This is a genomic window from Pseudarthrobacter sp. 10T415, from assembly GCF_056394175.1.
Window position 1 is genome coordinate 225,042 of sequence record NZ_JBFTHJ010000001.1, and the last position, 14,949, is coordinate 239,990.

10 protein-coding genes are annotated in these 14,949 nt (G+C 66.9%); 8 read left to right on the plus strand and 2 right to left on the minus strand.

What is annotated here, in order from left to right; translation table 11 throughout:
- Window positions 1–3: 3 nt before the first annotated feature.
- A complete protein-coding gene (locus tag AC1DBN_RS01080; protein WP_056079935.1) occupies window positions 4–978 on the minus strand; it encodes a sugar-binding transcriptional regulator in 975 nt (324 codons plus the stop codon).
- Window positions 979–1,078: 100 nt separating this feature from the next.
- Between AC1DBN_RS01080 and AC1DBN_RS01085 the strand changes: the two genes are divergently transcribed.
- The 3 genes from AC1DBN_RS01085 (at window position 1,079) to glpK (ending at window position 5,327) form a co-directional block, all read left to right on the plus strand.
- On the plus strand, window positions 1,079–2,929 hold the full coding sequence (locus tag AC1DBN_RS01085) for a glycerol-3-phosphate dehydrogenase/oxidase (RefSeq protein WP_477722447.1): 1,851 nt from the start codon (window positions 1,079–1,081) through the stop codon (window positions 2,927–2,929).
- A 90-nt stretch (window positions 2,930–3,019) separates the two neighbouring features.
- A complete protein-coding gene (locus AC1DBN_RS01090) occupies window positions 3,020–3,769 on the plus strand; it encodes an MIP/aquaporin family protein (RefSeq protein WP_091720402.1) in 750 nt (249 codons plus the stop codon).
- 43 nt (window positions 3,770–3,812) lie between these two features.
- Entirely contained in the window at window positions 3,813–5,327 is a 1,515-nt protein-coding gene (glpK, locus tag AC1DBN_RS01095; protein ID WP_091720399.1) for a glycerol kinase GlpK, read from the plus strand.
- A gap of 54 nt (window positions 5,328–5,381) precedes the next feature.
- Here the strand turns inward: glpK and AC1DBN_RS01100 are convergent, their stop codons facing one another.
- Entirely contained in the window at window positions 5,382–6,914 is a 1,533-nt protein-coding gene (locus AC1DBN_RS01100) for an FAD-dependent oxidoreductase (protein WP_477722448.1), read from the minus strand.
- Between the two features lie 312 nt (window positions 6,915–7,226).
- On the opposite strand from AC1DBN_RS01100, the gene leuS reads away from it, so the two are divergent.
- The 5 genes from leuS to holA all read left to right on the plus strand — a co-directional run bounded on the left by leuS (window position 7,227) and on the right by holA (window position 14,892).
- On the plus strand, window positions 7,227–9,752 hold the full coding sequence (leuS, locus tag AC1DBN_RS01105; protein ID WP_477722449.1) for a leucine--tRNA ligase: 2,526 nt from the start codon (window positions 7,227–7,229) through the stop codon (window positions 9,750–9,752).
- Window positions 9,753–9,846: 94 nt separating this feature from the next.
- On the plus strand, window positions 9,847–10,842 hold the full coding sequence (locus tag AC1DBN_RS01110; protein WP_314214573.1) for a DegV family protein: 996 nt from the start codon (window positions 9,847–9,849) through the stop codon (window positions 10,840–10,842).
- A gap of 48 nt (window positions 10,843–10,890) precedes the next feature.
- Entirely contained in the window at window positions 10,891–11,805 is a 915-nt protein-coding gene (locus AC1DBN_RS01115) for a ComEA family DNA-binding protein (protein WP_477722450.1), read from the plus strand.
- 244 nt (window positions 11,806–12,049) lie between these two features.
- Complete coding sequence (locus AC1DBN_RS01120; RefSeq protein ID WP_477722451.1) at window positions 12,050–13,942, plus strand: ComEC/Rec2 family competence protein; 1,893 nt, start codon at window positions 12,050–12,052, stop codon at window positions 13,940–13,942.
- A complete protein-coding gene (gene holA / locus AC1DBN_RS01125) occupies window positions 13,876–14,892 on the plus strand; it encodes a DNA polymerase III subunit delta (RefSeq protein WP_091720383.1) in 1,017 nt (338 codons plus the stop codon). The genes AC1DBN_RS01120 and holA overlap by 67 nt, the downstream gene beginning before the upstream one ends.
- Window positions 14,893–14,949 lie beyond the last annotated feature (57 nt).

Genomic DNA, 14,949 nt, shown 5'->3' on the forward strand with positions numbered 1-14,949 from the left:
ACTCTACCCATTGCGTGGGGCCAGGCTTTCGAAATCCACCAGGCGGCGCGCGGTGGCCTCGTCCAGGATCAGGTCGGTGGCGAGGTTTGCTGCCAGGGCGCCGCGCAGGCCGTTGATCTTGGACACGCCTGACACCACGCAGATCCTTCTGCGGACCTGCCTGAGCTCGGCCAGGGCAGGGCCCGTTGAGCGTTCGTTCAGGATGATCCCGTCGGAGGAGCCGTCGCTGCGGAAGAACACCGTGGCAACGTCACCCACCACATCAGAGGTGGCCAGGATGTTGAGGTCGGTTTCATCGAGGTAGCCGCCTGCATAGACGTGGCTGGGGTAGTCGGCGTTGACGGAGCCAACACCGAAGATGGCGATGCTCATCTTGGCCTGCAGCTCGAGGATGCGCTGCACGCTGCGTTCATTCCACATGGCGGTTTTGGTGGCGGCATGGTCGAAGAAGGCGGGTACGGGGAACTGTTCCACGCGGGCACCGTAGGCGCTGCCGAACCTGCGCATGATGTCGCTGGCGTAGGTGATGCCTGTGGTGTGCATGTTGCCCGCGCCGTTCAGTTGCACGATGACGCTGTCGTGGGTGATCTTCCTGGTCAGGTGCCGGCTGACGGCGCTCAGGGTGGAGCCCCAGGCCACTCCGATGATGGCGTTGGAGTCCACCAGCGGCCCGATGGTGCGCGCAGCCTGCATGGCCACCCGGTCAAGGGTTTCCGCTTCATTCAGGGTCTCCAGGACAGGGACCACGTGAACGTCCACGTTGAACCGCCTGCGGATCATGCCCTCAAGCTCAGGACCGGTATCGAGCGGGTTACGGATCTGCACCTGCACCAGGCCGGAGTCACGGGCAGCCGAAAGCAGTCGCGAAACCGTGGAACGGGACGTCCGGAGTTCGCGCGCAATCGCATCCATGGTGAGGTCCTGCAGGTAATACATTTGTGCAGCGCGGAGCGCGTCTGCGTGCCGGGAGGCGGCCATTTCAGGTCCTATCTGCACATTTGTGCATAGTGCTTGACTCCATTTTCCATTACTCCAAAGAATGGTGCATACAGCGCCGCATCCACGGCGCGGACGCACCATGCACGCAACGCCCAAGGGAGTCGTTTTGGGACCCAAGGAACCAACTGTCCAACCATCCGCAGCACCCGCGCCAAAGCCGGCAGCGGAGCGCAATTCCGTCCACAACCTCAGGCTCCGGCCGCACGCGAAAGTGCTGGTGGTCGGCGGAGGCATCAACGGCGTCGGAACCTTCCGGGACCTCGCACTGCAGGGCGTTGACGTAGCCCTCGTGGAACGCGGCGACTACTGCCAGGGCGCCAGCGGAGCGTCGTCCCACATGATCCACGGCGGCATCCGCTACCTGGAAAACGGCGAGTTCCGGCTGGTCCGCGAATCAGTGGTAGAACGCAACAGGCTGCTGCGGATCGCACCCCACTACGTCAAGCCGCTGCAGACCACTATTCCCATCTTCAGCACGTTTTCCGGCATCCTTTCGGCTCCGTTGCGGTTCCTGACGCACAAGCAGCAGGGCAAGCCCAAAGAGCGCGGTGCCTTCCTCATCAAGGTTGGACTCAGCCTCTACGATTCCTTCTCCAGGGACGGCGGCAGTGTCCCGCGGCACCAGTTCCGTGGACACAAGCGCGCCCTCACGGAACTGCCGGACCTTCGGCCCGACATCAAATACGCAGCCACCTACTTTGACGCTTCGGTGCACAACCCCGAGCGCCTCACGCTGGACGTCCTGCAGGACGGCGAGAAGGCCGGCCAGGCGAAGCCGGGGGGAGCCGCCGGCCAGGGAAGCACTGCACGCGCCAGCAACTACCTTTCCCTGCAGTCCGTGACCTCCCGCCCCAATCCCGGTACCGGCAAGGGCGGCACCGTCCGGCTGCGTGACGAGCTGACGGGGGAGGAGTTCGACTTCACCGCCGACGTCATCGTGAACACCACCGGCGCCTGGGTGGATCTGACCAACGAAGCCATGGGGACCACCTCGTCGTTCATGGGCGGCACCAAGGGTTCCCACATTGTGCTCGACTCTCCCGAACTGCTCGCCGCATGCCGGGGCCGGGAAATCTTCTTCGAACACACTGACGGCCGGATCGTCCTCATCTACCCGATGGGGGACCGGGTCCTGGTCGGCACCACCGACGTTGACGCCGACATGTCACAGGACGCCGTCTGCACCGATGAGGAAATCGACTACTTCTTCGACCTCGTGGGGCATGTGTTCCCGAGGATCCCGGTCACGCGCAACCAGATTGTCTACACCTTCTCGGGTGTGCGTCCGCTGCCCAGGCATGATGCCACCCAGCCGGGCTTCGTCTCCCGTGACTACCGCATCGAAGCGCGCCGCCCGGCACCCACGGGGACCGGCGCCGTCGTACTCAGCCTGGTAGGCGGCAAATGGACCACCTTCCGTGCCCTTGCCGAACACCTCACCAACGATGTCCTGGCAGAGCTCGGCATGCACCGCAAAGTCTCGACAGCGCAGCTGCCCATTGGCGGCGGCGCCGGGTTCCCGGCGGACGACGCCGGAGTGCAGCGGTGGCTCAAGGCCCATATGGGCCACGGCCGGGACGCGGACCGCACCGCAGGTCTCCTGACCAGGTACGGCACCCGCGCAGAAGCGGTGATCGAATACCTCGACGCCGGTCCGGACCGGCTCCTGCACTCGACCCGCGAACTGAGCGTCCGCGAACTGGAGTTCATGGCAGCCCACGAACAGGTGGGGCACCTGGTGGATGTGCTGATCAGGCGCACCTCCCTTGCTTTCCGGGGACTGGTGACCGGCGAACTCCTGAACGAGGTGGCAGACATCCTGTCCGTTCCGCTGCAGTGGGACGCTGCCGCCCGGAGCGCCGAGATCAGCCACGCCCAGGAAGTCCTGCAGCGGCTGCACAGAGTGGAAACACACAGCCTGGTCGCTTAGGCCGGGCTGCCAGCCGGGACGAAACACCGTCCCGGCCCGACGGCCCTTCAACCCGCGAAGGGCCAACAACAAAATAAAGAGGAGTCAAAGATGTCTCTTGGAATTGTGTTCTTATCCGAGGTGTTCGGAACGGCAATGCTCACCCTGCTGGGCTGCGGCGTTGTTGCCAACGTCGCCCTGCGGGGAACGAAAGGCAACAGCGGCGGGTTCCTGATGGTCACCTGGGGATGGGGTATCGCCGTATTCTGCGGCGTGTTCGTCGCCGCAAAGTCGGGGGCGCACCTGAACCCGGCCGTGACCGTGGGCCTGCTCATTAACGGGAAGGCCGAGTACGCTCCCGGCGTCGCCGTGGACGTAGCGTCGACACTGACCTACTTCGCCGGTGAAATGCTGGGCGCCTTCCTTGGTGCTGTGGTCTGCTGGCTCGCCTACAAGCAGCACTTCGACACGGAAGAGGCCGCTGCCAGCAAACTCGGCGTTTTCTCCACCGGCCCCGCCCTTCGCTCCACCCCCTGGAACCTGGTCACCGAGATCATCGGCACATTCGTGCTCGTGTTCGTCATCCTTACCCTGGGTGGCACCCCCTCGGGCCTCGGGCCGCTGGCTGTCGCACTGCTCGTCGTAGGCATCGGCGTCTCGCTGGGTGGACCCACCGGCTACGCCATCAACCCCGCCCGTGACCTTGGTCCCCGCATCGCCCACGCCCTGCTTCCCATCCGGGGCAAGGGTTCCAGCGACTGGGGCTACTCCTGGATTCCGGTGGTCGGTCCCCTGGTAGGCGGTGCCCTCGGTGGCATCGTGGCACGGATCGCCCCCATCATCATCACTGCCGCTTCCTGAACAGCTGATTCAACCCATCCACCAACCAGACAAGGACGTCACCATGAACCAGTACGTAATCGCCATTGACCAGGGCACCACCAGTACGCGCGCCATCATTTTTGACCACAGCGGCGCCATTGTCTCCTCGGGCCAGATGGAACACGAGCAGATCTTCCCCAAAGCAGGATGGGTGGAACACAATGCCGCGGAAATCTGGAACAACACCCGCGAGGTCATCGCCTCTGCCCTCTCCAAGGCGAACCTGACACGGCACGATATCGCCGCCGTCGGCATCACCAACCAGCGCGAAACCGCTGTGGTGTGGGACAAGACCACCGGTGAGCCCGTGTACAACGCCATCGTGTGGCAGGACACCCGGACGCAGGACATCGTGGACGAGCTCTCCAAGGACGGCGGCGGTGACCGGTTCAAACAGAAGGTGGGCCTGCCGCTGGCCACCTACTTCTCCGGCACCAAGATCAAGTGGATCCTGGACAACGTGGACGGCGCCCGGGAAAAAGCGGAGGCCGGCAACCTGGTCTTCGGCAACACCGACTGCTGGGTCTTGTGGAACCTGACAGGCGGCGTGGACGGCGGAGTGCACGTCACCGACGTCACCAACGCATCCCGGACGCTGTTCATGGACCTGGAGACCCTGCAGTGGGATGACGAGATCCTCGGCGTTTTCGGTGTTCCGCGCAGCATGATGCCCGAGATCAAATCGTCCTCGGAGGTGTACGGAACTGTCCACACCTCGCAGCTGCTGCGTGAAACCCCGGTGGCGGGCATCCTGGGCGACCAGCAGGCGGCAACCTTCGGCCAGGCAGCCTTCGAAACCGGCGAAGCCAAGAACACCTACGGCACCGGCTGCTTCCTGATCTTCAACACCGGTGAGGAAATCGTCCACTCCAAGAACGGGCTGCTCACAACGGTGGGCTACAAGCTTGGCGACGCCAAGCCCCACTACGCCCTGGAAGGCTCCATCGCTGTCACGGGTTCGCTCATTCAGTGGCTGCGGGACAACCTGGGCATGATCAGCAGCGCTCCCGAGGTCGAAACACTGGCGGCAACCGTCAAGGACAACGGCGGCGTGTACATTGTTCCGGCGTTCTCGGGCCTGTTCGCTCCGTACTGGCGCCCGGACGCACGCGGCGCGATCGTTGGCCTCACCAGGTTCGTCAACAAGAACCACATTGCCCGTGCGGCGTTGGAGGCAACGGCATTCCAGACCCGCGAGGTGCTGGACGCGGTCAACGCGGACTCCGGTGTTCCGCTGACCGAGCTGAAGGTCGACGGCGGCATGGTTGCCAATGACGCGCTGATGCAGTTCCAGGCGGACATCCTTGGCGTGCCCGTGATCCGCCCGAAGGTCATCGAGACCACGGCGCTGGGTGCAGCGTACGCGGCGGGGCTGGCCGTCGGGTTCTGGAAGGACCTCGGCGAGCTTTCGTCCAACTGGTCCGAGGACAAGCGCTGGGAACCCCAGCTGGACCAGGCTGAGCAGGAGCGCCAGATGCGGCTCTGGCGCAAGGCGGTCACCAAGTCCATGGACTGGGTGGACGAAGACGTGCAGTAGCACCGTTGTCCACCAGCGGCCACCCTGCCATTAGGCAGGGTGGCCGCTGGCGTTTCACGGCGCCGTCGCCGGCCCGGGCGGGAGGTCCCGGGTGGCTGGCCCCTGGATGACGCGGCCGTCCACGGTGAAGCGGGAACCGTGGCACGGGCAGTCCCACGTCCTTTCGGCCTGGTTGAAACCCACTGTGCAGCCAAGGTGCGTGCAGATCGCGGACACGGTGTGGAGTGTTCCGGCGTCATCCCGGTAGCAGGCTGTGCTGCCTGCCGCGGCCTCCACCACCATCCCGTCACCCGGCTGAAGGTCCTCAACCGGCAGGGACGTCGCGGCCGCCGGTCCCGCCGGAGCTGGTTCCCCGGGGTCCGGGGCCGGCAGCGCAGTGCCAGCCACGGGCCGGCCCGCACGGTTGCTGTCGAAGAAGGAGGCCCAGCTGTTGGGCGTGCCGTTAAGCAGGTCGGCCAGTATCAGCGCGGCTGCCGTTCCGTTGGTCAGGCCCCATTTCCGCAATCCGGTGATGACGAAGGCGTGGCGGCTGTCCGGGGTCAGCGGGCCCACGTAGGGGAGGCCGTCCCTGGGCATGGCGTCCTGGGTGGACCACCGGTAGGCGACGGGGCCGGCGCCAAACCGGCTCTGCGCATAGTCCGCCAGGTTGGCGAACCGCGACGCCGGCTCAACAGTCTCAGAGGCCGGATGCCCTTCGCCGCCGGTCAGCAGATAGGACACTCCGTCCAGCTTGGTGGTCAGCAGGGACCTCATCGGATCCTCGACGCTGATGAACGTGGCATCCAGCGGCGGGGAATCCACCGGGGCGGCAACAATGTAGGACCGATGCGGCCGGCACAGCTCGGCAAACCTGCCCTGGTCGCCAAAGGGAATGTTGGTGGCCACAATGGCATCGGTTGCCAGCACGGTTCCCCCTTCAGTGCCGATCTCTACCGGGGTACCGTCCCGCAGCCCTGTGGCCCGCGTTTCTTCGAAAACAAAACTGCCGTCTCCGGCAACCTTGCGGGCAATTCCCTGCAGGTACAGGAGCGCATGCATCTGGGCCTGGCGGTCGAAGCGGACTGCGCCCGCCACCGGGAACGGCAACGGGACATCTGCGGTGTAGGTGGCCGGGAGGCCGAGGCTACTGGCGAGGGCGGCCTCGGCCCGGAGCACGGGAAGGGATTCCGGGCGCTCAGCGAACGTGTAATTGGCCACCCTGCGGAAACCACAGGCGATGCCCTCGGCCTCGACGACGCCGGCAATATGTTCCACCGCCGCCTCGTTGGCACGCCCGTAGGCACCGGCGACGGACCTGCCATGGGTTTGTTCGAGGGCCGTGTACGCGAGCCGGTGCAGGGACGTCACCTTCCCCGTGGTGTGGCCTGTGACGCCGGTACCGATCCTGCCCGCCTCCAGGACCGCCACCGACCGGCCCGAACGCTTCAGCGCCAGCGCCGCAGTCAGCCCGGCGATCCCGCCACCGATCACCGCCACATCAACTTCGAGGACCCCGTTCAGCGGCGGGAAGGACGTGGTACCGGCGGTGGCCAGCCACAGGGAGCGGAGTTCGCCTCCGGGGTGGCCGGCGGGAGCTGGATCAGACATGGTGTGCCACCTTCCAACGTGTTGGCACGATCATGCGCGTTGGGCCCGGCTAATGCAACGACCGCTGGAACCCGCCCACCTTCCCCGCAGCTGCAGGACCGGACGGTGGGCGGGCCGGGTGCGCTAAAGTAGGTCTATGCGTGCGATCCTTCTGCTTAGCCAGCCGCCAGGTGTCCGAAACAACGGATAGCTGAGCGGCAGCCCCTCCTTTGTTGAGGGGCTTTTGTATGTCCGGGTCAGACCGGGCCGGCAGCAGGGGGATCAGGCCGTTATGGCAGCACACGTGCCGTAACAGAACAGAAGAGGGCAGCAGTGGGCGTTCAGCCGGAGACAGACACCGGAACAGCAGCAGTGGCGGCAGATGGGCCTGAAGAGGGCACTTACAGTTTTGCCGCAATGGAGGCCAGATGGCCGCAGGTGTGGGAGGACCTCAAGGTCTTTACCCCGGCCGATGACGGCTCACGGGAACGGCGCTACGTGCTGGACATGTTCCCCTACCCTTCCGGCGACCTGCACATGGGCCACGCGGAAGCCTTCGCCATGGGCGACGTGGTGGCCCGTTACCTGCGGCAGCAGGGTTTCGACGTGCTGCACCCGATCGGCTGGGACTCCTTCGGCCTCCCGGCCGAAAACGCCGCCATCAAGCGCAACGCCCACCCCAGCGAGTGGACCTACGCCAACATCGACACCCAGGCGGCGTCCTTCAAGCGGTACGCCATCTCCGCCGACTGGTCCCGCCGGCTGCACACGTCCGATCCTGAGTACTACCGCTGGACCCAGTGGCTGTTCAAGCGCTTCTACGAACGCGGCCTGGCCTACCGGAAGAACTCCCCGGTTAACTGGTGCCCCAAGGACCAGACTGTCCTGGCCAACGAACAGGTGGTCAACGGCGCCTGCGAGCGCTGCGGCACCGTCGTCACCAAAAAGTCCCTGAACCAGTGGTACTTCAAGATCACTGACTACGCCGACCGCCTGCTGGACGACATGGAACAGCTCCGCGGACACTGGCCCGAACGGGTCCTGGCGATGCAGAAGAACTGGATCGGCCGCTCCGAAGGTGCGCACGTCAACTTCGTCATTGAGGCCGACGGCGGCAAGCCCGCCAAGGACGTCACGGTCTTCACCACGCGCCCGGACACCCTGTACGGCGCCACGTTCTTCGTCGTCGCCGCGGACGCGCCGATCGCCGTCGAACTCGTCACGGATGAGCACGCCGCAGCGCTGGACGAGTACCGCGAGACGGTCAAGGCACTCTCCGAGATTGAGCGGCAGTCCACCGAGCGGGAGAAGACCGGTGTGTTCACCGGCCGGTACGCCGTCAACCCGCTGAACGGCGAGAAGTTGCCCGTGTGGGCTGCAGATTATGTCCTCGCGGATTACGGCACCGGAGCCATCATGGCCGTGCCGGCCCACGACCAGCGCGACCTGGATTTCGCCAAAACGTTCGACCTCCCGGTCCGTGCTGTCCTGGACACCGGCGAGGAGGACCCTGCCGCCACGGGCACCGCCACCGCGGGCGAGGGCACCCTGATCAATTCGGGCGAACTGGACGGCCTGCCCAAGGCTGAAGCCATTCCGGCAGCCATCGCCATCCTGGAACGCCAGGGCACCGGCGAGAAGTTCGTGAACTTCCGGCTTCGTGACTGGCTCCTCAGCCGCCAGCGGTTCTGGGGCACGCCCATCCCCATCATCCACTGCCCCTCCTGTGGAGAGGTTCCGGTGCCGGACGAGCAGCTGCCCGTCACCCTCCCGTCGGACCTGCGCGGCGAGGACCTCGCGCCCAAGGGCACCTCCCCGCTGGCCGCGGCCGAGGAATGGGTCAACGTGGAATGCCCCAACTGCCACGGTGCCGCCAAGCGCGACACGGACACCATGGACACGTTCGTGGATTCGTCCTGGTACTTCCTGCGCTTTGTCTCACCGGACTACACCGAGGGTCCGTTCGATCCGGCCAAGATCAACGACTGGATGCCGGTGGGACAGTACGTGGGCGGCGTCGAGCACGCTATCCTCCACCTGCTGTACGCCCGCTTCTTCACCAAGGTCATCAACGATCTTGGCCTGATTGAAGCCAATGAGCCCTTCAGCGCCCTCCTCAACCAGGGCCAGGTGCTCAACGGCGGCAAAGCCATGAGCAAGTCCCTGGGCAACGGGGTGGACCTCGGCGAGCAGCTGGACAAGTACGGCGTGGATGCCGTCCGCCTGACCATGGTCTTCGCGTCCCCGCCTGAGGACGATGTGGACTGGGCAGACGTCTCCCCGTCCGGATCCGCGAAGTTCCTTGCCCGGGCATGGCGCCTGGCCCAGGACGTGACCAGTGTCCCCGGTACCGAGGCGGGCACGGGGGACCGTGGACTGCGGTCCGTCACGCACCGCACCATCGCCGACGCTGCCGAACTGCTTGACGCCAACAAGTTCAACGTCGTTGTTGCCAAGCTGATGGAACTCGTCAATGCCACCCGCAAGGCCATCGACTCCGGAGCCGGCGGGGCCGACCCCGCAGTCCGCGAAGCGGCCGAAGCAGTGGCGGTGATCCTCAGCCTGTTCGCCCCGTACACGGCGGAGGACATGTGGAACGTGCTGGGCCACCCGGCGTCCGTGGCCAACGCCGGCTGGCCGGCGCACGATCCGTCCCTGCTGGTTCAGGACACCGTCACGGCTGTGGTCCAGGTCCAGGGCAAGGTCCGGGACCGGCTGGAAATCTCGCCGGACATTTCCGAGGACAGCCTGCGCGAACTGGCGCTGGCCTCGGAGAACGTGCAGCGTGCACTGGACGGCCGCGGCATCCGCACGGTCATTGTCCGGGCACCTAAACTGGTCAACATCGTTCCGGCCTAGCCGCTGCTGCACCACCGCCGGAACCGGCCGCCCGTCAAACCGGGCGGCCGGTTCCGGCTTTTCCGGACTCTGCACGAGGACACCAGGAGGCAATGTGCCCGACCGTAATGCCGCCCCCTGGCCATGGGTCCGGGCCCGTCTTTCCGCGCTGCGTCCGGCGGCCAGGCCCGGAGCAGACGTTTCCGGTGCGGGCGTGCCAGTGGCGCGGACCGCCGTCGTCACCGATTCCGCCGCGGCGCTGCCGGTTGGCTATCTCCGCAGCCTGCCGGTGCACAGCCTCCTCACCATCACTCCGATGCCCGTCATGGTGGGTTCGGAGATTTACGGTGAGGGCGAGGACGACATCCTGGAAACCATTGCCCTGGCGTTGGCTGCGGGCACCCAGGTCAAAACATCGCGCCCTTCGCCCGGGCAGTTTGAACAGGCTTACCGGTCGCTGCAGCAGCAGGGGTACGAGTCCGTGGTTTCCGTGCACATCTCAGGGGACCTTTCCGGAACGGCAGACTCGGCCCGGCTGGCCGCCCAACGCGTGGGCATCCCCGTGCAGGTCATCGACTCACGGACCGTGGGCATGGCACAGGGCATGGCCGTGCAGGCCGCTGTGAAGGCTGCCGCCGGGGGAGCCGGGCAGGCGGGCGTTGCCGCGGCGGCCCAGGCCCAGGCGGAGCGCACCAAGGTTTACTTCTATGTTCCCAGCCTGGAACAACTGCGCCGTGGCGGCCGCATCGGCGCCGCCGCTTCGCTGTGGGGAACCATGCTGGCCATCAAGCCCCTCCTCGCGGTGGACGAAGGCAAGATCATCCCGCTGGAAAAGGTGCGGTCGGCGGCAAAAGCGGTGGCGCGGTTGGAGGAAATCGTGGCCGCCGATGCCCAGGCCCGTCCCGCCGGCAGTGTCCGGTTGGCCGTCCACCACTTCGGCAATCCGGAGGAGGCTGAAAGCCTTGCTGTTCGGCTTTCTGCCGCGTTGCCGCACTGCCCGCTGCCGCAGATCAGCTCGCTGCCTGCCGTCCTGGCTGCCCATGCCGGTCTGGGCGTCCTTGCGGTGATCGTCGGCCAGGAGGACGCCGCGCCGGCGGGCCTTTCCACATAGGCCAAGACATGTCTGTTGCCGGACCGGCACGCTTCATAGCGTTGAGTTATGTCACGCCGGGATGCTCCAGCAGCAGGCCAGCGGGCTCGCCATGCCCGGGCCCGGCTGCAGGCAACCCTCGGTGGCGGAGCCGGCGGGATGCTGGCCGTTGACCACGCCCTGGGCGAGGACGACGGCGGGGGCTTCGAGTACCGCGACGCCGGGGCCGGTGGTTTGGTCGCCGGAGAGCCGCAACCGGCGGAGAGCGGCGGGAACAGGCAGTCTCCGGCCGGCACGGTACCTTCGCTGCGCTGGCGGCTTGGCCTGCGGGTCGCCGTAGCTATCGGCCTGCTGGCCGTCGCGGCCGGTGTCCTGTTCTGGTGGCAGACCGCCGGTGGACGGCCGGAGATCCTGCCGTTGAACACCGTCAGCCGCGAAAGCACCCCGGCGCCGGACCCAGAACTGGACAGTCACCCCACCCCGGACGAGGGGGAAGGCGCCGGAGCGGGCGACCCCTCCAAGGCGCCGGGGGATGTCATGGTGGTCCACGTATCAGGAGCCGTCCTGGCCCCCGGCGTGGTAACCCTGCTGGCCGGAAGCCGTGTTCATCAGGCCATTTCGGCTGCCGGCGGTGCGACTGCCGACGCTGACCTGGACGTCCTCAACCTCGCCGCCGTGGCGGAAGACGGGCAGAAAATCCACATCCCCCGGCAGGGAGAACAACCATCCGGGGGCGGCGCAGGATCCCAGGGTCAGGGAAGTGCCGCTCCGCCCGCGGCCGCCGGCACGGGTGCCAAGATCAACATCAACACTGCCGGCGTCGATGAGCTGGATGCCCTGCCGAAAGTCGGTCCCGTCTTGGCCCAGCGGATCGTCGACTGGCGAAAAGAGCACGGGCCCTTCAGTGCGATCGAGGATCTGGACGCTGTGGACGGCGTTGGCCCCAAGATGCTTGAAACGCTGCTGCCCCTGGTGACGGTCTGACATGCCGGTTGCGGATAACGGGAAAGGCCGGGCTCCAAGTCCCTGGCAAGGGCCGCCAAGCCCCTGGAACCGGTTTGTCGAGTCCGCGGTCCGCGGCGCAAAGGAAGGGCCATCTCCAGATGACGCACGCCGGACCGCGGTTGCCGGCCAATCCTTTTCGGGTGGCGGGAACAGCCCCGCACCGGCAGGTGGGAAGAATTCCACGCCGGCAGGCAAGAGCAAGGGCGCCTTGCGGTCGGTCCGTGTGCGCGCCGTCAGTGATGCCCGGCGCCGACTCGGTATTCAAGACCGGACTGCTCCGGCGGGGGAGAGCAGGCCATCAGGCGAAGGTGCCGGCCCCCGGAAGCGTACCGATGTCCGGCTCGCCTTACCTGCCGTCCTGGTCTGGGGCGCCGCCGTGGCCGGTCTCTGGCTGGCGCCGGCCGCGTTGCTGGGGCTGTGCGTCGCCTTGCTTGTCCTGGCCGCTGTATTGCTGCTGGTCCTGCTGCGGAGCGGCGGGACACGCCGGACGAGGGCTGGCGGCGGGGGTTCCTGGACGGGGCGCCGTCCGGAAAGGAGGAGTTTCCTGGCGACTACTGCGGTTGGCCTTCTGCTCGCGGTGGCCGGGGCGGCGCACTCCTCGGTGGCTTCCAGCCAGCGGTTTGAGGGTCCGCTTGCTGAGGCGGTGGCGGCGGGGAAATCCGTGATGGCGGTGCTGGAGGTGGCCGGCGCGCCGCGGCCGCTTCCCACGCCTGGCCAGTCCGGCGAATCCGCCCGGTGGTCCGTGGCCGTGTGGACTCGGGAAATCAGCACCGGCGGCGTGGTGCTGCGGACCCGGGCGCAGCTCGTGGTGACCGGCGGTAAGGACTGGGAACGGCTGGTCCCGGGGCAGACGGTGCGTGCTGCCGGCAAGCTTCGGCCGCCGGATCCGGGCAGGCCGGAGGCGGGCGGCATGTCTGCGGCCACCGCCCCTGACCTGCGGGGCAGCGCGCGGGGGCTGGAAGCAGCCGCCAAGGACCTGCGTGCCCGGTTTGTGGCTGCTTCCGCATTCTTGCCACCCGATGCTGCAGGGCTGTTGCCCGGCATGGTCACGGGGGACACCAGCGCCCTGGACGAGGGCCTGGCCAGTGCGATGAAAACCGTCGGCATGACCCACCTGACAGCTGTCAGCGGGGCCAATTGCAGCCTGGTCCTCGGTGCATTGTTGGCGGGCTGCCGCAGGCTCCGGCTCTCGCGGGTTCCGGCCGCCGGGACTGCGTTGGCCGGACTGGGACTGTTCGTGGTGCTGGTAGGCCCTGACGCCAGCGTGCTGCGCGCAGCCCTGATGGGGGCTGTCGGAATTGCTGCCCTCGCCGGCGGCCGGACCGGCCGCGGGCTCAGCTTTCTTTGCCTGGCAGTCATTGGCCTGCTCCTGCTGGACCCGGCGCTGGGCGGAAGTTTCGGGTTCCTGCTGTCCGTCCTGGCCACCCTGGGCATCATCCTGCTGGGCCGGCGCATCATGGACTGGACTCCTGCGGCCGTGCCCCGCTGGGCGGCCGCCGCGGTTGCGGTGCCGTTGTCAGCCCAGATGCTGTGCGGCCCCGTCATCGTGCTCCTGCAACCGCAGTTCTCCACCTACGCGCTGCTGGCCAATGTAGCCGCGGCCCCGCTGGTGGCTCCCGTGACCCTGCTGGGAACGGCCGCCGTTCCGCTGCTGGTGGCTGCCCCTTGGCTGGCTGTCGCGATGATCGCCGTGGCAGGCACCTTCAGCGCCGGTGTAGCCGCGACGGCCTGGTTCTTTGCCAGGCTTCCGGGTTCCACGTTGCCGTGGCCTGAGGGGGTTCCGGGCCTGCTGACAATGGTGGTCCTGTCAGCCCTCACCCTCGCCGCCGTCTGGGCAGCCGCCCGGCCCCGCAGCGTCATTGCCCTCGTTCTCCGGTGCCATCGCCGGGTGGTCAGGCTTCTGTGGTTGTTGGAAAGACGCCCCGGGGCCGCCAGAGGACCGCGCTGCCCGGCCTCGTCTGCCACCGGCCCCTTCGCCCACGGCTTTGCGGTTCGGCGCAGACGTGGCAGGCTTAAATTCCCCACACATCATTCCGGAAGGAACCCACCATGGCTGCTGCGCAAAAGCGCGGAACCCGCCCGCCGGCGTCGAATCCGGCGGCCTGGCGGGACGTGACTCCCGCGGCCATCGTCCTGGTGAGCGGGCCGGAGGATTACCTGGGCATCAGGGCCATGGACAGCGTCCGCTCCCAGGTCCGCCAGGCAGCACCTGACGTCGAGGTAAGCCGGATCAACGCTGCCGCCTACGAACCCGGGTCCCTCCTGATGCAGGTCAGCCCGTCGCTGTTCGGGGAGAGCAAGCTCATTGAGGTCGAAGCGGTGGAAGCCATGAATGAGGCCTTCCTCACCGACGCCCTGTCCTACCTCGGCCAGCCAGCCGATGATGCCGTCCTGGTCCTCCGTCATGCCGGGGGTGCGCGTGGCAAGAAACTCCTGGACGCTGTCCGTAAGGGCGGCTGGCCTGTAGTTGACTGCCAACCGCTGAAAAAGGACACGGACAAGATGGCGTTCGTGTCCGCCGAATTCAAGGAGGCCGGGCGCCGCATCGACCAGGAGGCCGTGCTGGCCCTCGTGAATGCGGTTGGCGCCAACCTCTCCGAGCTTGCAGCAGCGTGCAGCCAGCTCATTGCAGACTCAACGGGGACTGTCACACCGGATGTCGTGGACCGATATTACGGCGGGCGTGTGGAAGCCACGGCGTTCAAGGTGGCCGACGCCGCAATGGCCGGAAACGGTCCGCTTGCCCTGTCCACCCTGCGCCATGCGCTGGCCACCGGGGCGGACCCCGTACCGCTGGTTGCCGCGCTGGCTGCGAAGCTCAGGACCGTGGCCCGGGTAGCCGGGGCGTCAGGATCCGCGGCCCAGATTGCTGCAGAGCTGGGAATGCAGCCCTGGCTGGTGGAGCAGGCCCAGCGGGACGTCCGCCGGTGGACCCCTGACGGACTGGTGCGGTCCATCCAGGCCACGGCCGAAGCCGACGCGCAGGTGAAGGGGTTGTCACGCGACCCCGTTTACGCCGTGGAACATGCGGTGACAGTGATTTCCATGTCCGTCCAGGGCAGGTAGCGGCAGGAGCAGCAGCGCCGGACAGGCACCAGTGCGGCGCTTCCGGGGCCAGCACTC